At 69.9% G+C, this 23,359-nt stretch carries 18 protein-coding genes and 1 riboswitch; of the genes, 10 read left to right on the top strand and 8 right to left on the bottom strand.

Annotation, left to right across the window (positions count from 1 at the left end):
* Positions 1-55 precede the first annotated feature (55 nt).
* The 7 genes from NT132_RS09575 to NT132_RS09545 all read right to left on the bottom strand — a co-directional run bounded on the left by NT132_RS09575 (position 56) and on the right by NT132_RS09545 (position 7,721).
* Entirely contained in the window at positions 56-955 is a 900-nt protein-coding gene (locus tag NT132_RS09575) for a hypothetical protein (RefSeq protein ID WP_297787814.1), read from the bottom strand.
* Between the two features lie 177 nt (positions 956-1,132).
* Complete coding sequence (locus tag NT132_RS09570; RefSeq protein ID WP_297787812.1) at positions 1,133-2,098, bottom strand: glycosyltransferase family 2 protein; 966 nt, start codon at positions 2,096-2,098, stop codon at positions 1,133-1,135.
* The gene (locus tag NT132_RS09565; protein ID WP_297787810.1) at positions 2,095-3,237 is read right to left on the bottom strand and encodes a cysteine desulfurase family protein; all 1,143 of its coding nucleotides are present in this window, start codon (positions 3,235-3,237) and stop codon (positions 2,095-2,097) included. Before NT132_RS09565 ends, NT132_RS09570 begins: the two co-directional genes overlap by 4 nt.
* A complete protein-coding gene (nadC, locus tag NT132_RS09560; protein WP_297787808.1) occupies positions 3,234-4,100 on the bottom strand; it encodes a carboxylating nicotinate-nucleotide diphosphorylase in 867 nt (288 codons plus the stop codon). The genes NT132_RS09565 and nadC overlap by 4 nt, the downstream gene beginning before the upstream one ends.
* Positions 4,094-5,626: an L-aspartate oxidase gene (nadB, locus tag NT132_RS09555; RefSeq protein ID WP_297787806.1), complete on the bottom strand. Its 1,533-nt coding sequence runs from the start codon at positions 5,624-5,626 to the stop codon at positions 4,094-4,096. The genes nadC and nadB overlap by 7 nt, the downstream gene beginning before the upstream one ends.
* A gap of 2 nt (positions 5,627-5,628) precedes the next feature.
* Positions 5,629-6,957, bottom strand: coding sequence for a quinolinate synthase NadA (gene nadA, locus NT132_RS09550; RefSeq protein ID WP_297787804.1), 1,329 nt, complete (start codon positions 6,955-6,957; stop codon positions 5,629-5,631).
* Positions 6,954-7,721, bottom strand: a complete 768-nt coding sequence (locus tag NT132_RS09545) for an NUDIX domain-containing protein (protein ID WP_297787802.1) — start codon at positions 7,719-7,721, stop codon at positions 6,954-6,956. Before NT132_RS09545 ends, nadA begins: the two co-directional genes overlap by 4 nt.
* Before the next feature lie 113 nt (positions 7,722-7,834).
* On the opposite strand from NT132_RS09545, the gene NT132_RS09540 reads away from it, so the two are divergent.
* The 4 genes from NT132_RS09540 to gcvP all read left to right on the top strand — a co-directional run bounded on the left by NT132_RS09540 (position 7,835) and on the right by gcvP (position 13,986).
* On the top strand, positions 7,835-9,016 hold the full coding sequence (locus NT132_RS09540; RefSeq protein WP_297787800.1) for a MarP family serine protease: 1,182 nt from the start codon (positions 7,835-7,837) through the stop codon (positions 9,014-9,016).
* Positions 9,017-9,110: 94 nt separating this feature from the next.
* Positions 9,111-9,207: riboswitch (glycine riboswitch) on the top strand.
* Between the two features lie 143 nt (positions 9,208-9,350).
* Positions 9,351-10,553, top strand: a complete 1,203-nt coding sequence (locus NT132_RS09535) for an aminomethyltransferase family protein (RefSeq protein WP_297787797.1) — start codon at positions 9,351-9,353, stop codon at positions 10,551-10,553.
* Positions 10,550-10,936 carry a glycine cleavage system protein GcvH gene (gene gcvH, locus NT132_RS09530; RefSeq protein ID WP_297787795.1) on the top strand — a complete coding sequence of 129 codons (387 nt, stop codon included), beginning with the start codon at positions 10,550-10,552 and terminating at the stop codon, positions 10,934-10,936. Before NT132_RS09535 ends, gcvH begins: the two co-directional genes overlap by 4 nt.
* Entirely contained in the window at positions 10,933-13,986 is a 3,054-nt protein-coding gene (gene gcvP, locus NT132_RS09525; RefSeq protein ID WP_297787794.1) for an aminomethyl-transferring glycine dehydrogenase, read from the top strand. Before gcvH ends, gcvP begins: the two co-directional genes overlap by 4 nt.
* A 1,036-nt stretch (positions 13,987-15,022) precedes the next feature.
* On the opposite strand, the gene NT132_RS09520 is transcribed toward gcvP, so the two are convergent.
* Positions 15,023-15,820, bottom strand: coding sequence for a CPBP family intramembrane glutamic endopeptidase (locus NT132_RS09520; protein WP_297787792.1), 798 nt, complete (start codon positions 15,818-15,820; stop codon positions 15,023-15,025).
* 273 nt (positions 15,821-16,093) lie between these two features.
* Between NT132_RS09520 and NT132_RS09515 the strand changes: the two genes are divergently transcribed.
* From NT132_RS09515 to NT132_RS09490, 6 genes are all read left to right on the top strand, one after another.
* A complete protein-coding gene (locus NT132_RS09515; RefSeq protein WP_297787789.1) occupies positions 16,094-17,704 on the top strand; it encodes an ABC transporter substrate-binding protein in 1,611 nt (536 codons plus the stop codon).
* Between the two features lie 165 nt (positions 17,705-17,869).
* On the top strand, positions 17,870-18,799 hold the full coding sequence (locus NT132_RS09510; protein ID WP_297787787.1) for an ABC transporter permease: 930 nt from the start codon (positions 17,870-17,872) through the stop codon (positions 18,797-18,799).
* Complete coding sequence (locus NT132_RS09505; protein WP_297787785.1) at positions 18,789-19,739, top strand: ABC transporter permease; 951 nt, start codon at positions 18,789-18,791, stop codon at positions 19,737-19,739. The genes NT132_RS09510 and NT132_RS09505 overlap by 11 nt, the downstream gene beginning before the upstream one ends.
* The gene (locus NT132_RS09500; RefSeq protein WP_297787783.1) at positions 19,736-21,406 is read left to right on the top strand and encodes an ABC transporter ATP-binding protein; all 1,671 of its coding nucleotides are present in this window, start codon (positions 19,736-19,738) and stop codon (positions 21,404-21,406) included. Before NT132_RS09505 ends, NT132_RS09500 begins: the two co-directional genes overlap by 4 nt.
* Before the next feature lie 62 nt (positions 21,407-21,468).
* Complete coding sequence (locus NT132_RS09495; RefSeq protein ID WP_297787781.1) at positions 21,469-21,963, top strand: PH domain-containing protein; 495 nt, start codon at positions 21,469-21,471, stop codon at positions 21,961-21,963.
* A 95-nt stretch (positions 21,964-22,058) separates the two neighbouring features.
* On the top strand, positions 22,059-23,359 hold a 1,301-nt coding region (locus NT132_RS09490; protein ID WP_297787779.1), incomplete at its 3' end, for a GTP-binding protein.

Here is a 23,359-nt window from a genome sequence, read left to right as displayed (position 1 = left end):
TATTCCTTGCGCGAGTGGGCAGTCGTGGTGACTTTGGGCGACCGCAAGCCCGCCGCTACTGCCCACTCGCGCGAGAGACGGCGGCAGCGAGATCAGCGAGGAGAGGGACGGGGTGCTCGAGGTCCGTCTGGGTCACCGTGATGTAGGTCCACCCGACCGCCTCAAGCCGCCGGCGTCGGGCCAGATCCCGCTGCCACTGTGCGCGGTCGCGGTGGTGGTCGCCTTCGTACTCGATCGCGATGCGTAGCCGCGTCAGCGCGAGATCCACCCGAGCCACGAAGGTCCCGGCATCGTCGAAGACCTCGACATTCACATCGAGATCGGCGTAGCCGGCCTCGATGAGCAATATCCGCAGTTCCGATTCCTTCGGCGACTCGGCCCGGTCGGTAAGGAGTTCCAGCGCGAGGCGGGCGATTTTCGCCCCGCGGGCGCCGGAGTGATGGGCGACGATCGTGCGGAGATCCGCGATACCGGCCAGAGGGTCACGCGCGGAGAGGAGGCGGTCGCCCACGGCGACGAGCTCACGCAGGTCCAGCGTGCTCGCCAGATCGAGGTAGGTTCGCGACGGGCTTGTGACCGGGATGCCGAAGAGCCAGGCGCAGTCCGCAGGTTCAAGCGCACGCGAGTGGCCGTGCACGCGATCGCGGCGCCGTGGCGCACGTGTGCCGTGCGGCACCGTGACGTGGAGGGTGTCGTCTGTGAGGCGTCGCGGCAGCGGCAGCATCCGGAGGCGCCCTGCCGTCGCGTCGCTGAAGACCGCCCCGAGCGGCAGCGTGAGGGCATGAGCACGACAGCGGTCGACGAGGTCATGCATGTCGGCGGGGAGGCGGACGCCGCGGACGGGAGTCCAGAGGTCACTCGCGCGGGTGCGGCTGCGCGGGATCTCGGGGTGTTCGGCGACGAAGAAGGCCCGGCCGCAGAGGTCGGCGGGGAGCGGGTGGGGAGACTGTGCCATCCCTCGATGGTTGGCGTTCGAGGGATGGAATCTCCGCCGTCCACACCCCCGCGGACCCGCTCACTCCTGTTCACCTCCTGGGGAGGAGAGGACGATCCCGCGCGAGTGGGCAGTCGTGGTGGGTTTGGTCGCCTCGAGAGTCGCCACGATTGCCCACTCGCGCGACAACGACGGGGGTCACCAGAGCCGGGCGGCCGAGAGTAAAGGCTCGACCTCGACGGGGATGGGGAGGGACGCCGCGTCCGGACGCGCCGACAGCGCGCGGGCGAACGCCCCCACGGCGCGGCGGTACTCCGCGTCCGGGTGATCCGCGGCGATCCGGGCAAGGCGCGGCAGGTCCATGGTGAGGATGAGCCCGACGCGGGCGCTCGCGGCCCGAGCCCTGCCCGCCGCATCCAGCACCGCGAGACCCTCGCTCATCGCCGTGACGCAGTCACGCAGCACGTCGAGCCGCTGCTCGTACTGCGTGATCGAGGTGCCCTCGGCACGCTCCCGCCATTGCACCACGACGTCCGGCAGCACATCGAACCGCCGCGCGCGCGTGTACATGAGCTGTGCCACGACCTGATCCTCATAGAACCGGTCCTCCGGGAATCGCAGATGCTGCTGCTGCCAGAACGCGGTGCGGGAGAGCTTCGACCACGCCACGATGTTTCCGGACGCGGCGGGGTGGTCGTCGAGCGTGATCCCCCGGCGCGCCGGATCGGTCGCCGCCCGCACCCACGGCTGCACGGTGCCCGCCGCGTAGCCGCCGACACCGTCGGGGCGCAGCCGCACGTACGCGCCCGCGACGAAATCGCTGCCGGTCTCGTCCAGGGTCTCGACCATGCGCGCCAGCGCCTCCGGGAGCAGCACGTCGTCGGCATCGAGGAGGCCGAGAAAGGGGGTGTCCACCGCATCCAGACCGGTGTTGCGCGCCGCCCCGAGCCCGCGACGGTGCGGATGGTGCAGGACACGGAAACGCGGATCGGATGCGGCCGCCGCCGCGAAGATGTCGCCGGTGGCATCGGTGGACCCGTCGTCGATGAGGAGCGCCGTCCACTCCTGCAGGGTCTGCGCGCGCAGCGAGTCCAGCGCGTCTGCGGCGTACGGCGCGACGTCGTAGCCCGGGACGATGACGGTGACGACGGGGGAGGGGCTCACGGAGCCGATTGTACGGCGGCGACCGCGTCGGCGACGGCCCGCGCCAGACCGGAGACGTCGACCGGTGCGTGGGGGAACGTGAATCGCACCGATGTCTGTGCCACCTCGTCGGCGATACCGAGTGCGCGCAGCACATGCGACGGTTCGTCGCTCCCCGCCGCGCACGCCGACCCGCTCGATGACGTCACCCCGCGCCGCTCCAGCTCCAGCAGCACCGCCTCGCCGCTCGTGCCGGCGAAGGTGAAGCTCGCGGTGCCGGGAAGGCGTCGTACGGGATCGCCGGTGAGCCGGGCCGTGGGCACCAGGGCGAGCACCCCGGCGATGAAGGTGTCGCGGGCCGCCGCGACCCGCGCCGCGGATTCGACGCGCTCGGTCTCGGCGAGTTCCAGCGCCGTGGCGACCGCGACCGCCCCGGCGACGTTCTCGGTGCCGCTCCGGCGCCCGCGCTCCTGCCCGCCGCCGTGGAGGAGCGGCTCCAGCCGGATGCGGCCGCGCACCGCGAGCACGCCCGTACCCTTGGGTGCGCCGACCTTGTGGCCGGCGATCGAGATCGCATCCGCCCCGGTGCCCGACAACGGCAGCCAGCCGGCGGCCTGCACGGCATCCAGGTGCAGTGGCACGCGCTCCGGCGCGGTCACGGCCGAGAGCCCCACCGCATCCTGCACCGTGCCGACCTCGTTGTTCGCATACCCGATGCTGACGACGGCCGTTTCGGGGCGGAGCGCCTCGGCGAGGGCCGCTGCGGCCACCCGCCCCGCCGCATCCACCGGCAGCAGGGTGACGTCGAACCCGTGCACGCGCCGCAAATAGTCCACCGACTCCAGGATCGACTCGTGCTCGATCGGGGTCGTGATCACGTGCCGCGCCCCGCGGTCCAGGAGCGCCGCCACCGCGATGCCCTTGATCGCGAGGTTGTTCGCCTCGGTGCCGCCGGAGGTGAAGATCACGTCTCCGGCTCGCATCCCCACGATCGCGGCCACGCGGGCGCGGGCGTCGGCCAGCGCACGCGCCGCCTGGTCGCCCACCTCATGATGGCTCGACGGGTTGCCGAACGCGTGCGTGAGGTACGGCAGCATCGCCTCGAGCACCTGCGGACGCACCGGGGTCGTCGCGGCGTTATCGAGGTAGAGCGGGTTCACGAGGGGTCCGGCATCCCGACGGTCATGTCGAGGCCGAGGTCCAGCCCCCGCGCACCGTGCGTCAGGGCGCCGACGGAGATGACATCGACACCGGTCTCGGCGATGGCGCGCACCGTCTCGAGCGTCACCCCGCCGGAAGCGTCGACGGTCGCCCGGCCCGCGACCTGCTCGACGCCGCGGACGAGATCTGCGAGCGAGAAGTTGTCGAGCATGATGGTGCCGATCCCCGCGGCGAGCACCGCCTCGATCTGGTCCAGCCGGTCCACCTCCACCTCCACATGCGTGGTGTGGGGGAGCCGGGCGATGGCCCCCTGCAGCGCCTGGGTGACGGAGAGACCGGATGCGGTGAGCACCGCGAGGTGGTTGTCCTTGGCCATGACGGCGTCGGAAAGCGAGAACCGGTGGTTGTGGCCCCCGCCGCACACCACGGCGTGACGCTCGAAGGCGCGCAGGCCCGGCGTGGTCTTGCGGGTATCGGCGATCCGCGCGCCGGTGTGCGCGACCTCCCTGACGTACTGGGCCGTCAGGGTGGCGATGCCGCTCATCCGCTGCACGAAGTTCAGCCCCACCCGCTCGGCGGTGAGTACGCTCCGCGCCGGCCCCTCGACCGTGGCGAGCACCTGACCGGCGGTGAAGCGCTCGCCGTCGGTGACGCGCAGCCGCACGGTGACGGCGGGGTCGGTGAGCCGGAATGCGGCCGCGAACACGTCGCCGCCGGCGAAGACGCCGTCCTCGCGGGCGACGAGGTCGGCGCGGGCCGTGGCCTCCGCCGGGATCAGGGACTCACTGGTGAGGTCGCCCCACGGCGCGTCCTCGTCGAGCGCTGCGGCCACGACGCGGTCGATCACGGTGCGGGTCAGCATGCGGCCACCTCTCGGACGGCTCCGGCTGGGGCCAGGGGACTCTCGTCGGCGCGGAAGTGCGCCCCCACCGAGGTCGTGCGGCGTTGCGCTGCGGCGACGACCGCCTGCGCGACGAGCAGCAGGTTCTCGTCCTCGAACGCGATCTCCGTCTCCGGCGTCCGCTCCACCGCGGCCCACGCGGTGAGGGTCCGGGCGGCACGCGCGAGTCCGTCCGCATCCCGCACGAGCCCCACCTCGCGCCACATCAGCTGCTGCAGCGCGGCGCGCGAGAAGGGTTCGGCCCCGGGCTCGGCCGTTGCCCCCTCGGCGTCGGCCGGAGACGCGGCGGGCACGGGCCAGGATGCGGTGGCATCGGCCGCGAGCACATCACCGACGCGCGCGCCGAACACGGCACCCTCCAGCAGCGAGTTGGAGGCGAGTCGGTTCGCCCCGTGCACGCCGGTGCGGGCGACCTCGCCGACCGCGTACAGCCCGGGGAGTGTGGTGCGGCCCCGCAGATCGGTGGCGACGCCGCCCATGAGGTAGTGCGCGGCCGGGGTGACCGGAATAGGCTCCCGGGACCAGTCGAACCCGTGCGCGCGCACGGCGGCGTCGATCGTCGGGAACCGCGCCGCGAGGAACCCGGCGGTGTCGGGTGCGCCGAGCGCCGTGGCATCCAGGCGGACCGGATGTCCGTCCTGCGCAGCCACCGTCCGAGCGATCGACCGGGCGACGACGTCACGGGGGGCGAGCTCGCCGTCCGGGTGTGCGTCGAACGCGAACCGCCGCCCGGCGTCGTCGATGAGAACGGCGCCCTCTCCGCGGACGGCCTCGGAGACGAGGAACGGCGGGTCGCCGGCGAGGACGGTGGGGTGGAACTGCACGAACTCGAGATCCGCCACCGCCGCGCCCGCCCGGAGCGCCGCAGCGATGCCGTCACCGGTGGCGACCAGCGGGTTGGTCGTGTACGCATACAGCTGACCGGCGCCGCCCGTGGCGAGCACCACGGCGTCCGCCTCCACCACCTCGCGATCCCGGTCGTCGACGAGGAGGGTCACGCCCGCGGCGCGGCCGTCTCGGACGACGATGTCGACGAGGAATGCGTGCTCGATCACGCGCGCCCCGGATGCGCGGATCGCGGCGACAAGGGCGTGCTCGATGGCGGCCCCCGTCGCGTCGCCCCCGGCATGCAGGATGCGTGGATACGAGTGCGCCGCCTCGAGACCCTTACGGAGTTCTCCCTGCGCGTTGCGGTCGAACCCGACGCCCCAGTCAATGAGCTCGCGGATGCGGTCCGGACCCTCGTCGACGAGCACTCGCACCGCGGCCTCGTCAGACAGGCCGGCGCCGGCGGCGAGCGTGTCGGCGAGGTGCGCGTCGGCGCTGTCCTCGTCGAACATCACCGCGGCGATCCCGCCCTGCGCGTAGTGGGTGTTGGCGTGGTCGAGCACGTCCTTCGTGACGAGCGTCACCTGCACGCCGGTCCGCGCGGCGTGCAGCGCGGCCACGATCCCCGCGATCCCGCTGCCGACGATGACGGCGTGCACGGTCAGGCCACGATTCCGGTCGGCTTGGCGGCCAGCATCCGCTCCAGCGCCACGCGCGCGGGGTCGGCCACGGAGCTGTGCACCTGGATGCGGTTGACGACCTCGCCCGCGACGAGTCGCTCCAGCACCCAGGCGAGATAGCCCGGGTGGATGCGGTACATCGTGGAGCAGGGGCACACGACAGGGTCGAGGCAGAAGATCTCGTGCTGCGGGAACTCGGCGGCCAGGCGCTGCACCAGGTTGATCTCGGTGCCGACCGCGAAGGTGGTGGGCTCGGTGGCCGCGAGGATGGCCTTGCGGATGTAGTCGGTGGAGCCGGCCTCGTCGGCCGCGTCGACGACCGCCATCGGGCATTCCGGGTGCACGATGACACGGACGCCGGGGTGCTCCGCACGGGCCTTGTCGATCTGGTCGACGGTGAACCGGCGGTGTACCGAGCAGAAGCCGTGCCAGAGGATGACGCGCGAATCCAGCAGTGTCTGCTCGTCGGATCCGCCGAGCGCCTTCGTGGGGTTCCACATCGGCATCTGATCGAGCGGTACGCCCATGGCCTTGGCGGTGTTGCGTCCGAGGTGCTGATCGGGGAAGAACAGCACACGGCGGCCGCGGGCGAAGGCCCACTCCAGCACGGTGCGGGCGTTGGAGGACGTGCAGACGATGCCCTGGTGGCGACCGACGAAGCCCTTGATCGCGGCCGAGGAGTTCATGTAGGTCACCGGGATGACCGGCAGCAGACCCTCGGCGTCGGGGGTGTCGAGGTCGCCCAGCACATCGGCGAGCTGCTCCCAGCATTCCTCGACCTGGTCGATGTCGGCCATGTCGGCCATGGAGCAGCCGGCGGCGAGGTTCGGCAGGATAACCGCCTGCTCCGGTCGCGACAGCAGGTCGGCGGTCTCCGCCATGAAGTGCACGCCGCAGAAAACGATGGCCTCCGCGTCGGGGTGCTCGAGCGCGGCGTTCGCGAGCTGGAACGAGTCGCCGACGTAGTCCGCGTGCCGGACGACCTCCTCGCGCTGATAGAAGTGGCCGAGCACGACGACCCGCTCGCCGAGCGTCGCCTTTGCGGCGCGGATCCGGTCGTGCAGCTCCTCGTCCGGAGCATCGCGGTACTCCTGCGGCAGTGACCCCTGCTGCGGCGAGCCGGTGGGGATGATGTCGCCCATGGACGCGCCCGGGCCGTACCCGGGACGAGCGTCAAATTGCCAGGGGCCTGCGGCCAGCTCGGTGCTGCAGGTGCTGCCGGCGGTGACGCCGGAGACGATCGCCTGGATCTCGTGGTCGACCGAGGGGTCGATCGGACGAGGCTGCAGGGTCAGGGATGTCGCGGTCATGACGTGCTCGATTCGTGACGGGGACGAATGTCGAGGGGGCCACGGTCGGCCAGCTCGACGTCCTGGTTGTAGCGGTACAGCCGCGCGGGCCGGTGGCTGCCGGTGCGGAAGTCGTCGGTGGGGATGAGGGATCCGGAGTTCTCCGCCTGTCGGCGGAAGTTCGCCGGGTCGAGGCGGCGCCCGAGGATCGCCTCGTACACCTCGCGGAGCTCCGCGAGCGTGAAGGTGTCGGCAAGCAGTCCGTGCGCGATACGGGAGTAGCCCACCTTGTTGCGCAGGCGCCACAGCGCGTAGTCGACGATCTCGTTGTGGTCGAAGGCGAGGTGGCCGAGGCGGTCGACCGTGACCCAGCGGACGTTCTCCGGCTCGGTCCCGGCGGCGGCGTATCCACCCGCCTGTGCGTCGACCTCGTCCGCACGCAGCAGCGCCCAGTACACGATCGACACGACCCGGCTGGGGGAGCGGTCGACAGCGCCGAAAGCGTAGAGCTGCTCGAGATAGCTGGGCGTGAGGCCCGTGGTTTCGGCGAGCGTGCGAGACGCCGCATCCTCGAGGCCCTCCGAGATGTCGAGCCAGCCACCCGGCAGCGCCCACAGGCCCATGTGCGGGTCGCGGGTGCGGCGCACGAGCGGCATCACGAGGCTCGGGCAGTCGTCGCCGGGCTCGCGCCGCAGGGTGAAGATCACGGTCGACACCGCGACCCGCGTGACGTCCGAGTGTTCGGCGTCGCGGGTGTCGGCAGTGCCGATCGCGGTTCGTGTCATGGTGACCCTAACTTCGATTCGATCTTAGTGTCACTCTGACCTGAAGGGCAAGTCGCTCTCGTTCCCCGGCGCCACCGGGCCCCCCTCGTATGCTGGCTGAGGAAGGGAGCCACATGGTGGTCATCGTGGTGGACGTGATCCTGGTCCTCCTGCTGGTTCTCGCCCTCGTCGGTGGCGCCACCCGGGGTCTCCTCGCCAATCTCGGCGCGCTCGCGGGTCTCATCGCCGGCGGGATCGCGGCCTGGTGGCTCATGCCGGTGGTGAGCCGCGTGACGCCCTGGCCGGATGCCCGCAGCGCTCTCGTCATCGCCACCGGCGCCCTCCTGCTCGTGCTCGGCGCGGTCATCGGCGGTGCGCTCGCGACGGCGCTCCGCCGCCGTACCGACCGGATGCGGCTGAAACCGCTCGACCGCATCCTCGGCAGCGTCCTCAGCGTCGCGGTCATGGCCCTCGCGATCTCGCTCGTGGCGCAGAGCGTCGCCGGCGCAGGCCTCACGGTCGTCTCTGCCGCGGTCTCGTCCTCACGGGTGCTTGGCGTCATCGACGCCGTCACGCCGCGCCCGGTCGCGGAGGCCCTCGCGCGGGTGCGACAGACCTTCGTGGCGGACGCGCTGCCGCGGCTGGGTGAGCTCATCGAGATCGGGCCGCCCGTCGAGGACACCCCGCCGGTCGACCTCGACGACCCGGCGCTGAACGCGGCCGCGCAGTCCGTCGCCCGGGTGGCGGGGACGGCGTTCGCGTGCGGCCAGAACCTCACCGGCACCGGCTTCGTCATCGCGGAGGACCGCGTCGTCACCAACGCGCACGTCGTCGCCGGGGTGCGGGACCCGGTGGTGGAGCTTCCCGGACGACCGGCGCAGGACGGCACCATCGTCTACTTCGACCCCGTCGACGACCTGGCCGTCATCGCGGTCGACGTACAGGATGCGGGGGTGCTGCCGCTGTCGGAGGTGCTGGCGGTCGGCGACAGTGGTGTGATCGACGGCTACCCGAACGGCGGCCCGTTCACGACGGGCGAAGCCGTCGTCCGCTCGGCGGGCAGCGCGCAGGTCCCCGACATCTACGACCGCGCCACGGCCGCGCGAGAGATCTATGCGCTGCAGGCCACGGTCCAGCCGGGCAACTCCGGGGGCCCGCTGCTGACCCGCGACGGGCGGGTCGCCGGGGTCGTCTTCGCGCGCGCCGACGACGGATCCGCCATCGGTTACGCGATGACGACGACGGAGCTCCTCCCCGTCGTCGCCCAGGCGCCGGGGCTCTCCTCCGCGGTCGACACCGGCGGCTGCGTGGGGTAGCGGGATCCGACGGTGCCGATGACGGCATCGTCCACAGTTCATGTGCCCGGCACGGCCGCAGGCTATGCTGGGCCGCACAAATCCATACGGCCCTACGACCGTTGCGGGAGAGCCCCGGCAGTTCTCATGCCGGGCACCGAAGGAGCAAGCCTCCCCGCCAATCTCTCAGGTACGCGTACCGCCCCGGTCGGGCCACTCTGGAAAGCGATCCTGTGAGGGATCCGCCGACGGTGAAAGCACCGCATCCCGACCCGGATGCACCGCGAAACTCTCAGGCCGATGACAGAGGGGGAGTTCACCGGACGCCACGCGTCCGCCCGATTCGGGAGAACTCATGTCCGATCCCCGCTCCACCGCACCACCCCGCTCCACTGTGCTGCGCCCACGCCATGAAGCGCTCGGTGCCTCGTTCACCGATTTCGGCGGGTGGGAAATGCCTGTCCGCTACACATCAGACCTCGCCGAACACCACGCCGTGCGCACCGCCGCGGGCCTGTTCGACATCTCCCACATGGCCGAGTTCCTGGTGACGGGACCGGATGCCGCTGCCTTCCTCGACTACGCCCTCGCGGGCCGCCTGTCCACAATGCCGGTGGGCAAGGCGAAATACTCGCTCGTACTGGCAGACGACGGCGGCATCATCGACGACGTCATCGTCTACCGCACGGGCAAGGACTACTTCTTGGTCATCGCGAACGCCGGCAACCGGGAGGCGGTGGCTGCGGCGCTCGCCGAGCGCGCACCGCGGGCACCGGTCGTGGCGTCGTTCCTCGCCGAGCCGCCGGCCGACGTGAGCGGGACCTCCTTCGTCCACATCCCCGGCGTCTCCGGGACCGCCGCCGTCGAGGACGTCTCCGACCAGTTCGCCCTCATCGCCGTGCAGGGTCCCCGAGCCCGAGCCATCCTGGAAGCCACCGCATCCATCAGCGCAGCCGAGCCCTCGCTTGCCGAGCTCGGATATTACGCCTGGGCTGCCGCGTCCTTCCGCGGAGATCCGCTCATCATCGCCCGCACCGGGTACACCGGCGAGGACGGGTTCGAACTGCTCGTCCCGAACCGCCGTGCGGTCGAACTGTGGGACGCGCTGCTCGAGACCGGCACGCCGCTCGGTCTCGTCCCGGCCGGCCTCGCTGCCCGCGACACGCTGCGGCTCGAGGCCGGGATGCCGCTCTACGGCCACGAACTCGGGCTCGATGTGCGGCCGGCCCAGGCGGGCCTCGGTCGCTCGGTCGCCACCGACAAACCCGCCTTCGTCGGCAAGGTCGGTGTCGATCCGGAGGAGACCGCGCCGGTGCTGGTCGGGCTCGTGGCCGAGGGCAAGCGCGCGGGCCGCGCCGGCTACGCCGTGTACGACGGCGACACCCGCGTCGGCGAGATCACCAGCGGCGCGCTCAGCCCCACCCTCGGCCACCCGATCGCGATGGCCTACGTCTCCCCGGACGCATCCGCATCCGGCACCGTGCTGCAGATCGATGTCCGCGGCACCCGCATCCCCGCCACCGTCACCCCGTTGCCCTTCTACCGGAGGAAGAAATGACCCTCGACCGCGACACACTGCTCTACACCGCCGAACACGAGTGGCTCCACGTCGACGGTGCCGTCGTGACCTTCGGGGTCACCGACTACGCCGCTGAGCAGCTGGGCGACGTCGTCTTCGTCGAGCTCCCCGCGCAGGGCGGTGCCCTCACCGCCGGCCAGGTGTGCGGCGAGATCGAATCCACCAAGTCCGTGGGCGAGCTGTACGCGCCGGTCTCCGGCCGGGTCCTCGAGGTCAACGGCAACGTGGACGCCGACCCGTCGCTCGTGAACGCCGACCCGTACGGCGCCGCGTGGCTCGTCAAGGTCGAACTCGACGCCGACCTGCCGGGCGGACTCCTCGACCGCGCCGCGTACGTCGCGCTCACCGGGGCGGCGTCGTGACCGACGCCTTCGCCAACCGGCACATCGGCACGGATGCGGCGGCGCAGCGCACCATGCTGGGCGCCGTCGGCTACGACAGCGTCGCCGAGCTGGTGCGGGCGGCCGTGCCCGCATCCATCCACGCCCGCCCGCGGGAGACCACCGACCTGCTGCCCGCCGCGACCGAGGCCGAGACCCTCGCGGAACTGCGCGAGCTCGCCGGGCAGAACCGCCCCGCCCGCAGCATGATCGGCCTCGGCTACTACGACACGTTCACCCCCTCGGTGATCCAGCGGAACGTGTTCGAGAACCCGTCCTGGTACACGGCGTACACGCCGTACCAGCCGGAGATCTCGCAGGGGCGCCTGGAAGCGCTCATCAACTTCCAGACCATGGTCACCGACCTCACCGGCCTCGCTACCGCGAACGCGTCGATGCTCGACGAGGGCACCGCCGCGGTCGAGGGGATGCTGCTCGCCCGGCGCGCATCGAAATCGGCGTCCGACGTGTTCCTCGTCGACGCCGACGCGTTCCCGCAGACGCGGGCGCTGCTGCGCCATCGCGCGGGGGTGCTCGGCATCCGCATCAGGGAAGTCGCGTTCGCCGACGCCGCGCCGGAGCACATCGAGGCGTTCGGGGTGTTCCTGCAGTACCCCGGTGCGTCCGGGCGGGTGTGGGATCCGAGCGTCGTCGCCGCCGCGGCTGCCGAGGCCGGGGCGCTCGTCGTCGTCGCCGCAGATCTCCTTGCCCTCACCCTGCTGCGTTCGCCGGGCTCGTTCGGCGCCGACATCGCGGTGGGAACGACCCAGCGTTTCGGCGTTCCCATGGGGTTCGGCGGGCCGCACGCGGGATACATGGCAGTGCGAGCGGGGCTGGAACGCCAGCTCCCGGGCAGGCTCGTCGGCGTCTCGCAGGATGCGGCCGGGCACCCCGCCTACCGCCTCGCACTGCAGACCCGCGAGCAGCACATCCGCCGCGAGAAGGCGACGTCGAACATCTGCACCGCGCAGGTGCTGCTGGCCGTCATGGCCGCCATGTACGCGGTTTACCACGGCCCCGACGGGCTGCGGGCAATCGCGACCGACGTCGCCCGTAAGACCGAGGCGCTCGCGGCGCTCCTGCGCGAGTACGGCCAGACCGTCGTGCACGACGCCTTCTTCGACACCATCCGCGTGGTGACGGTGGGTCCGTCGAGAACCATCATCGACCGCGCCCGCGAAGCCGGGTACCAGCTGGCGTGGATCGACGACGCCACCGTCGGCATCTCGGTCGATGAGACCACCGACGCCCGTGACCTCGCCGCGGTCGCGGGTGCCTTCGGCATCCACGGTCCGGATACGCTCGCCTGGCAGGAGACGACCCCGCTCGCCGGGGTGGCGTCGGGGCTTCATCGCGCAGACGAGTACCTGCAGCATCCGGTGTTCCACACCCACCGCTCCGAGACGGCCATGATGCGCTATCTCAAGACGCTCGCGGACCGCGACTACGCGCTCGACCGCGGCATGATCCCACTCGGGTCGTGCACGATGAAGCTCAACGCGGCGACCGAGATGGCGGCCGTCTCGTGGCCCGAGTTCGCCCGGGTGCACCCGTTCGCACCCGAGGCCGACGTCCGCGGGCATCTCGCTCTCATCGAGCAGCTGGAGACCTGGCTCGCCGAGGTCACCGGGTATGACGCGGTCTCGTTGCAGCCGAACGCCGGCTCGCAGGGGGAACTCGCCGGACTCCTCGCGATCCGGCAGTTCCACGATGCCAACGGTGACACGCAGCGCACCGTCTGCCTCATCCCGTCCTCCGCCCACGGCACCAACGCCGCATCCGCGGTGCTCGCCGGGATGCGGGTGGTCGTTGTCGCGTGCGACGAGGCCGGCAATGTCGACCTCGACGACCTGCGGACGAAGATCGCGGAGCACGCCGACGCCCTCGCGGCGCTCATGATCACCTACCCCTCCACCCACGGCGTCTACGAGCACGACGTGGTGGAGATTACGCAGGCCGTGCACGACGCCGGCGGTCAGGTGTACGTCGACGGCGCGAACCTCAACGCGCTCCTCGGCTTCGCCCGGTTCGGCGATCTCGGCGGCGACGTGTCGCACCTGAACCTGCACAAGACGTTCGCCATTCCGCACGGCGGCGGCGGGCCCGGTGTGGGCCCGGTCGCGGCGAAGGCGCACCTCGCGCCGTACCTGCCCTCGCATCCGCTCTCCCAGCGGGCCGACCACGGCGGCTTCGTCGAAGGGGGAGCTGCCCGCTTCGACGGGGGACCCGTGTCGGCGGCCCCGTACGGCTCCGCATCCATCCTCCCCATCTCGTGGGCGTACATCCGGATGCTGGGCCTCGAAGGCCTGCAGGAGGCGACCGGCGCCGCCGTTCTCGCGGCGAACTACATCGCCGCGCGGCTCCGCGAGCACTTCCCGGTGCTGTACACCGGCGAGGGCGGGCTTGTGGCGCACGAGTGCATCCTCGACCTCCGGCCGCTCCGGGCCGAGACCGGGATCACCGTGGACGACGTCGCCAAGCGGCTGATCGATTACGGCTTCCACGCGCCGACCATGTCGTTCCCGGTCGCGGGGACGCTGATGGTCGAGCCCACCGAGTCCGAGGACCTGGCCGAGATCGAGCGGTTCATCGAGGCCATGATCTCGATCAAGGCCGAAGCCGTCGAGGTCGCCGCCGGAACCTGGCCCGCCGACGACAACCCGCTCGTGAATGCGCCGCACACCGCGCAGGCGATCGCCGCGGGGGAGTGGCCGCATCCGTACACCCGCGAGCAGGCGGTGTACCCGGTGCCCTCTTTGGTCCGCAACAAGTACTGGCCGCCGGTGCGCCGGATCGATAACGCCTACGGCGACCGCAACCTGGTGTGTGCGTGCCCGCCGCCCGATGCCTTCGCCTTGGGTAAACCCCACCGTCTCGGGGCCCAGAACCGAGCTCGCTGTCACGGGGCGGAGAGTGCCCGGCGCAGCTCGAGGAGGCGCGCGGTGTCTTCGGGGCGGATGCGGCGCAATCCGGCGCCGAGCAGGATGCTGCGCAGCGGTGCGGACTGCGTGACCTCGTCCCATGCCCAGTGACTGACACTGCGAACGTGCTCGCGTAGCCGGCCGTCGCGGCGACGACGTGCGCGCAGCAGCGTCACGGGGTCACCGAAGCGCCCGTCGTACTTCAGATCGCCGTCGGCCTCACCGGCGACCTTGTCCTCCGGCCACCACATGTCGGCGCGGTCGCGCTCGCCACTCCGACTCGTGAACCACTGCTGCAGCACCGGGTCGGGGAATCCAAGCCACTCGATCGCGGCGCGGCTGACGGATTCGAGCGTCGACTCGGCCAGCGGTGTCGCTCGATGCAGCGCCCACCGAGCCTGGCGGCGCCCGCGGCTGGAACCCCGGGACTCGTTCGTCGCGACGAGCCGCTCGACAGTCATATCGGGATCCGTGCGCAACACGGCATCAGCGACGGCGAGAGCGAGGGCCGGCTGACGTGTCCGGGCGAGATCGACCGCCGTCTCCGCAGGCGTCGTCGTTCCGATGCCGTCGAACTCGGTGACCTCGCGCGGCACGCTCGTGGCGTGAATGCGCACACCGCCGATCGATCCGGCCGTGACTGCCGGATCCTGGAGCACGTGCACCGCCAGGGGATCACCGAAGACGGGGAGCCCCAGGAGCGCCGCAGCGGAGTCGTGACAGAACACCGCGTCCGGGTACAGCAGCGCGGTGGCGTAGACCCGGGCGAGGTAGCGGTCCCACGGAGCACACTCCCGCCAGGAGTCCGCGGGCGCGTAGACGCCGCGGCGGACAAGCACGAGCTCTCCGCGCGTGAGAGCCCGTTCCGGGTGCACGATCTGTCTGGTCCGCAGGAGCGGGATGGGTGAGGACAAGGGGCGGACGTTGACGGATGCAGGGGAGGCCATGCCGTGACGCTCGTCGCTCTCGGCGAGTTATCGCGGGCGTTCCCGGATGCTGTGGACACGGCATCTGCATCCGTCAGCTGGGGAGGAAGGGTTGAGTCCTCCTCGCCCCGACGCCGAGATGGGGTCTGGGCCCCGAAACCGTGGGGTTTACCCTGGGTCTCGGGGCCCAGAACCCATCTCGCGGTCAGAAAGAGAGCGGGTCAGCCGAAGACGCCGGGCCACCACGTCACGGCGAGCGGATAACCCACGAACGCGATGACGTCGATGAGGATGTGCGCGACGACGAGCGGCATCACCCGGCCCCAGCGCCGGTAGCACCAGCCGAACACGACGCCCATCGCGAAGTTCCCGACGATCGAACCGAACCCCTGGTAGGCGTGGTACGCCGCCCGCAGGCCCGCGGTGGCGAGGATGATCGTCCACCATCCCCACCCGAGCCGGCGCAGCCGGTCGAACAGGTACCCGAGGAAGATCACCTCCTCGGTCAGCCCCGCCCGGACCGCCGCGAGCACGAGCAGCGGCACGGTGTACCAGGCCGCATCCAGCGGGGATGCGGACACCTGCAGCGTCACGCCCAGCAGCCGCCCTGCCACGTACAGGGCGAGGCCGGGAATCCCGATGACCGCGAGGAGGAGCACACCCCGGCCCGCGTCGCCACCGAACCGGCGGAAATCCAGCCCGATCCGCCGCAGCGCGTTCACGCCGGGCTCCCACAGCAGATACACCACGAGCGCAACGGTCGCGAGCCCGAAGAACAGCGAGAGGAACTGGTACAGGGCATCCCAGAACGCCGCGGTGTCGCGCGTCGGGTTCAGCTGCGTCTGCTGCTGCCCGATCGCGGCCTGCTCCATCAGCGCGCGCTGCAGCGACCGCACGAGCGACAGCAGCGAATACAGCGCGGACTGGCCGACTGACACCGCCAGCACGAGCACGATCTCCCACCCGAACCGGACGCGGGCAGCACCGACCGCGCGAGGAGGATCGAAGGCGCGAATCACAGCTCACAGCCTCGCATACGCTGCCGCCGCGCGACCTGGGACCCGATTCCGGATGCGGTGGCACCGAGGCTCAGCATGTCGCCCGACCTTGGCTGAACATGGCTCGGAATGCTGAGCAGAATGCTTCACCTGTTCCGAGGTAAATGAGAGAAGTGTCACGGTTCGCTCACGTATTTTGACCACGCGGGGTGGGGTGCTTAGTGTTCTGGTATCCGTGACCTGCCCTGCTCTGCGCATGGGCATGGTCGCACAACCCCTTGCACAGGAGGAAATGTGAAGCGCACAAAGATCGCGCTCGCGAGCATCGCACTGGTGGGAGCGGGTTCGCTCGCTCTGGCCGGCTGCGCCGGTAGCGGGTCGTCCGACTCGTCCGGCAGCGCCGGCGGCACCATCACCGCGAACGGCTCCGAGCCGCAGAACCCGCTGATCCCCACCAACACCAACGAGACCGGTGGCGGCAAGATCATCGACGAGATCTTCGCGGGCCTCGTCTACTACGACGCCGACGGCGCCCCCGTCAACGACGTCGCCGAGGAGATCACGACCGAGGACCCGCAGCACCTCACCGTCAAGCTCAAGGAGGGCCAGAAGTTCTCCGACGGCGAAGAGGTCACGGCGGACAACTTCATCAAGGCGTGGAACTACGGCGCACTGGCCTCCAACGAGCAGCTCAACAGCTACTTCTTCGAGGACATCGAAGGCTTCAGCTATGACGAGGACTCGGAGCTGACCGGTCTCGAGCAGGTCGACGACTACACCTTCACCATCTCGCTGAACAAGCCGGCCTCCGACTTCGCGCTGCGCCTGGGTTACTCTGCGTTCTACCCGCTCCCCGATGCCGCGTTCGATGACATGGACGCGTTCGGCGAGAACCCGATCGGCAACGGCCCGTACAAGCTGGCCGGCGACGACGCGTGGCAGCACGACGTCGAGATCAGCCTCGTCAAGAACGAGGACTACGACGGCGGCCGCAAGGCTCAGAACGACGGTCTCGACATCGTCTTCTACGCCTCGCAGGATGCGGCCTACGCCGACCTCCTCGCCGGCAACCTCGACGTCCTGGACGCGATCCCCGACGCCGCCCTCGCCACCTACGAGTCGGACCTGGGCGACCGTTCGGTCAACCAGCCGGCCGCCATCTTCCAGTCCTTCACCATCCCGCAGACTGCTCCGCACTTCTCGGGCGAAGAGGGTCAGCTGCGCCGCCAGGCGCTGTCGATGGCGATCAACCGCGAAGAGATCACCGAGACCGTCTTCCAGGGCACCCGTACCCCCGCCAGCGACTTCACCTCCCCGGTGATCGACGGCTGGTCGGACTCGCTCGAGGGCGCCGAGGTGCTCTCGTACGACCCCGACGAGGCCAAGGCGCTGTGGGCTCAGGCCGACGCCATCTCCCCGTGGAGCGGTGCGTTCCAGATCGCGTACAACTCCGACGGCGGCCACCAGACGTGGGTCGACGCGGTCACCAACTCGATCAAGAACACGCTGGGCATCGACGCGTCGGGCGCCCCGTACGTCGACTTCGCCTCGCTGCGTACCGACATCACCAACCGCACGATCCAGACCGCGTTCCGCACCGGTTGGCAGGCCGACTACCCGGGCCTGTACAACTTCCTCGGACCGATCTACGCGACCAACGCCGGATCGAACGACGGTGACTACTCGAACCCCGAGTTCGACGAGCTCCTGAGCCAGGGCATCTCCAGCACCGACCCGGAAGAGGCCAACGCGGACTTCCAGGCCGCGCAGGAGATCCTGCTGCAGGACCTGCCGGCCATCCCGCTCTGGTACTCGAACGTCAACGGCGGCTTCGCCGACACGGTCGATAACGTCCAGTTCGGCTGGAACTCGGTTCCGCTGTACTACGCGATCACCAAGGGCTGAAACCCTTCGGTCGCTCCCGCGAGGCGGTGACGGTCACGTCACCGCCTCGCGGCTTGTCCATGTAAAGCTCGCGTCCGCGTCGAACACACGGCACGATGCTCTCAACGGATGTCCGTCCGCGCCGATCGCGCGGACGCACACATCCCGTAATCGGAGGGAGTGAGGATGCTCGGTTACATCCTCAGACGCATCCTGCAGCTCATCCCGGTCTTTCTGGGGTCCACGCTGCTCATCTACGCTCTGGTGTTCGCCATGCCGGGCAACCCGATCCTGGCGTTGTTCGGCGACAAGACCCCGAACCCGGCGGTTGTTGCGGCCCTCGAGGCGCAGTACCACCTCGACCAGCCCTTCATCGTGCAGTACTTCTACTACCTGCTCGGGATCTTCCAGGGCGACATGGGGCAGACGTTCTCCGGCCAGTCCGTGAACGATGTTGTCGCGCGCACCCTCCCGGTCACGGGGCGTCTGGCCGTCATGGCCATCGCGATCGAGTTCATCCTCGCGATCATCATCGGCACGATCTCGGCCCTCCGGAAGGGCAAGATCTTCGACAACGCGATGCTCGTCGTCTCGCTGATCTTCGTCGCCCTGCCGATCTTCGTCCTCGCCTTCCTCGCGCAGTACTTCCTCGCCATCCAATGGGGCTGGTTCAAGCCGACCGTGGGATCGCAGAACGGCTGGGGTGATCTGTGGTTGCCCGCCATCGTGCTGGGCCTGAGTCTTTACGCCACGAGTATGCGGCTCATGCGTGGTTCGGTCATCGACACGCTCAACCAGGACTGGGTCCGCACCGCATACAGCAAGGGCCTGCCGCGACGCCGCGTCATCCCCGTGCACGTGCTCCGCAACTCCCTCATCCCGGTCATCACCAACTCCGCGACGAACTTCGGCGTCCTGCTCGTCGGCGCGACCGTCACCGAGGCGATCTTCAACGTGCCCGGTGTCGGCAACACCCTGTTCCAGGCGACGCTGCGCCACGAGGGACCGACCATCGTCTCGTTCGTGACCGTGTTCGTCATCCTGTACGTGCTGGTCAACCTCCTCGTCGACCTGCTCTACGGTCTGCTCGACCCGAGGATCCGCTATGTCAAGTAACGCTGAACGTTCCACGCACTACGTCGCACCCGTGAAGGATGCGGTCGTCACGGTGGACGCCGTGAAGGTCGGCGACGAGAAGCCGGCGAGCCTCTGGCGTGACGCCTGGCGGGACCTCCGCAAGCGCCCGACGTTCTGGATCTCGCTCGCCGTCGTCTTCGTGGTGCTGATCATGGCGCTGTTCCCGATCCTGTTCACGCAGACCGCGCCCAACAGCGACTGCCAGCTCGCCAACAGCAACGGCGGTCCCGCGGCGGGCCACCCGCTCGGGTTCACGTTCCAGGGCTGCGACATCTGGGCGCGCATCGTGTGGGGTACCCGCACCTCGGTCTCCGTCGGTGTGCTGGCCACCCTCATCGGGTCCGTCATCGGCCTGGTCATGGGGGCGCTCGCGGGGTTCTACGGCGGCTGGCTCGACTCGGTGCTCTCCCGCATCGGCGACATCTTCTTCGCCATCCCGTACATCCTGGCCGCCGTGGTCGTGATGAGCGTGTTCTACAACTACCGCAACGTCTTCACGCTGGCGATCGCGATCGGCGGGTTCGCCTGGGCGTCCACCGCCCGGGTGGTCCGAGCCGAGATCCTGCGGGTACGGCAGGCGGACTTCGTCACGGCGTCTCGCGCGCTGGGCCTCAGCCGGTTCCGGACGCTCTTGAACCACGTCGTGCCGAACGCGATCGCGCCGCTCATCGTCATCTCGACCCTGAGCCTCGCGGCCGCGATCGTCGCGGAAGCGACCCTGGCATTCCTCGGCGTGGGACTCGGCTCGTCCGTCATGAGCTGGGGCGCCGACATCAGCCAGGCCCAGACATCGCTCCGCACGGCACCGATGGCCCTCATCTGGCCCTCGCTCGCGCTGACGATCACCGTGCTTGCCTTCATCCTGCTGGGCGAACTCATCCGAGACGCCCTCGACCCGAGAGCGAGGGCGCGCCGATGAGCGGCACCGCGACCACTCCGTTGCTCAGCATCCGGGACCTCCGGGTGGCGTTCGACACCCAGAACGGTTCCCGCGAGGTGCTGCACGGCATCAACCTCGACATCTTCCCCGGCGAGACCGTCGCCATCGTGGGGGAGTCGGGGTCGGGTAAGTCCACGACCGCCTCGGCCGTCGTGAATCTCCTTCCCGGCACCGGGCACGTCACCAACGGCAGCATCACGCTGGACGGCCGGGAACTCACCACGCTGTCGGCGTCGCAGATCGAACGCGTCCGCGGTCGCGACATCGGCTACGTCCCGCAGGACCCGATGTCGAACCTCAACCCGGTGTGGTCGATCGGCTTCCAGGTCAAGGAAGCCGTGCGCGCGAACGGCATCGCGTCCGGCCGCCAGGCCGTCAACGCCCGCGCCGTCGAGGTGCTGGAGCAGGCCGGCCTCGCGGACGCCGCGAAGCGACTGCACCAGTACCCGCATCAGTTCTCCGGCGGGATGCGGCAGCGCGCCCTGATCGGGATCGGGCTGGCGGCCGACCCGAAACTGCTCATCGCCGACGAGCCCACAAGTGCGCTCGACGTGACGGTGCAGCGGGTCATCCTCGACCACATGGCGGGCCTCACCCGGGAGAAGGGCACGTCGGTGCTCCTCATCACGCACGACCTGGGACTCGCCGCCGAGCGCGCCTCCACGATCGTCGTGATGCAGAACGGTGAGATCGTCGAATCCGGTCCGAGCCGCGAGATCCTGCAGAACCCGCAGCACCCGTACACCCAGCGGCTGGTCGCGGCGGCCCCCTCGATCGCCTCCCAGCGAATCCAGGCCCGCGCCGAGAGTCGTGGCATCGAGACCGCGGCGGACCTCGCCGCCATCCCGCCCGCCATCCGCGTCACCGAGCTGACCAAGGACTACAAGATCCGGCAGGGCGGCTTCCGCAGCATCCCATTCCGTGCGGTGGATGCGGTGTCGTTCGAGATCCCGAAGGGCAAGACGCTGGCGCTGGTCGGCGAGTCGGGCTCCGGCAAGTCGACGGTGGCCAAGATGGTGCTGAAGCTCGAGGAGCCGACGAGTGGCTCCATCGAGGTCGACGGCCACGACGTGGCAAAGATCTCGAACGCTGAGGCGTTCGCGCTCCGTCGCCGGATGCAGCCGGTCTTCCAGGACCCGTACGGGTCGCTCGATCCGCTGCGCAACATCGGCAACACGATCGCGGAGCCGCTGCACATCCACAAGGTCGGCGACGGCGCGTCGCGTCGCGCCCGCGTGCGGGAGCTGCTCGACCAGGTCTCGCTGCCGCAGGACCTCGCCACCCGCTACCCGAGCGAGCTGTCCGGCGGTCAGCGGCAGCGCGTCGCGGTCGCCCGTGCTCTCGCACTCAAGCCCGACATCGTCGTGCTCGACGAGGCGGTCTCGGCGCTCGACGTGCTGGTGCAGGACCAGATCCTGCAGCTGCTCGCCGAGCTCCAGTCCGAGCTCGACCTGTCCTACCTGTTCATCACGCACGACCTCGCGGTCGTCCGCGTGGTGGCCGACACGGTCTGCGTCATGGAACGCGGAAAGGTCGTCGAGCAGGGCACGGTCGACGAGATCTTCGCCAACCCGGCCCAGGACTACACCCGGCGTCTGCTGGATGCCATTCCGGGTGCCTCCATCCCGCTCGGAGGAGCGCTCTGACACGGACGGTCTACCGGTCGCCGTCGGCGACCGTCGGGTTCATCGGCTCGGCGGTCGTCGCGGTGATCCTGCTCGGGGATGCGACGATTCGCGCGGGCGTCGTCTCGCTGTTGCTCCTCGCCCCCTGGGTGCTGCTCGTGCTCTGGGTCATCTACGTCACGGTCTTCGCCTCCGCGGTGGTGACGGATGCGGACGGCATCACGGTGCAGAACCTGCTGCGCCGCACCCGCATCGCCTGGAACGCCGTCGCGGACATCGATCTGCGCTACCAGCTCGTGATCACGACCGTGGACGGTCGCCGGGTCACCTGCTTCGGTGGACCCGTTTCCGGCCGTCCGGCGCGAGGGCGCCTCGCCCAAGAACAGGGGAGACGCCTGCCGCCCGCCATCAAGGACCTCGACCGCCTCCTCGACGACCTCGAGGCGGCGCGGGAACGCGGTGCCGGCGACGGCCGGGTCACCCGTTCCTGGGACGTGCCGGCGCTCGTGGCGGTCGCGGTGCTCATTGTGGCCGCGGTCATCGCGACGTTCGTCGTGACAGGTTCCACGGCAGCCTGAGGCACCTTCCTCTCGCTCTCGGGGGCCTCGCAGCCGCAAAGCGATAGACTGGGGATGCCGGAATCCCGGTTTTCCCCACTCTTAAGGACTTTTTGATGGCGCGTGCCCTCCGCTCCGACCTCCGCAACGTGGCTATCGTCGCGCACGTCGACCACGGCAAGACGACCCTCGTGGACGCGATGCTGCGGCAGACGGGCTCCTTCGGCGAACACGCCCACGTCGACGAGCGCGCCATGGACTCGAACGATCTCGAGCGCGAAAAGGGCATCACGATCCTCGCGAAGAACACCGCGATCACCTACAAGGGCAAGCATGCCCAGGGCAAAGAGATCACCATCAACGTGATCGACACCCCGGGCCACGCCGACTTCGGTGGCGAGGTCGAACGCGGCCTGTCCATGGTGGACGGCGTCGTGCTGCTCGTCGACGCGAGCGAGGGGCCGCTGCCTCAGACCCGCTTCGTGCTGCGCAAGGCGCTCGAGGCGAAGCTCCCCGTCATCCTCCTGGTCAACAAGACCGACCGGCCCGACGCGCGTATCGCCGAGGTCGAGGAGGAGAGCCACGACCTGCTGCTGGGTCTCGCGTCCGACCTGGTCGACGATGTGCCCGACCTCGACGTCGACGCGCTGCTCGACGTGCCGGTGGTCTACGCATCCGGTCGTGCGGGAGCTGCCTCGAGCAACCGTCCCGCGGACGGCTCGCTCCCCGACAACGACGACCTCGAGCCCCTGTTCGAGGCCATCCTCCAGCACGTGCCCGCGCCGTCGTACGACGATGAGGCCCCCCTGCAGGCATGGGTCACCAACCTCGACTCCAGCCCCTTCCTCGGCCGACTCGCGCTGCTGCGCGTCTTCAACGGCACGTTGAAGAAGGGCCAGACGGTCGCCTGGGTCCGGGCCGACGGCACACACCAGAACGCCCGCATCACGGAGCTGCTGAAGACCCGTGCCCTCGAGCGCTACCCCGCCGACGACGCCGGCCCCGGTGACATCGTCGCGATCGCCGGCTTCCCCGACATCACGATCGGCGAGACGATCGCCGACCCCGAGGACGTGCGCCCGCTCCCGGCGATCACGGTCGATGACCCCGCGATCTCGATGACCATCGGGACCAACACCTCGCCCCTCATGGGCAAGGTCAAGGGTCACAAGCTCACGGCGCGCATGGTCAAGGACCGTCTCGACAAGGAGCTCGTCGGCAACGTTTCGCTCAAGGTCGTCGACATCGGTCGTCCCGACGCGTGGGAGGTGCAGGGTCGTGGCGAGCTTGCTCTCGCCATCCTGGTCGAGAACATGCGCCGTGAGGGCTTCGAGCTGACCGTGGGCAAGCCCCAGGTGGTCACGAAGAAGATCGACGGCAAGACCTACGAGCCCTTCGAGCACCTGACGATCGAGAC

Source organism: Microbacterium sp. (genome assembly GCF_026393345.1).
Taxonomy (GTDB): Bacteria; Actinomycetota; Actinomycetes; order Actinomycetales; family Microbacteriaceae; genus Microbacterium.
This window is presented reverse-complemented; position numbering and strand designations above follow the sequence as displayed.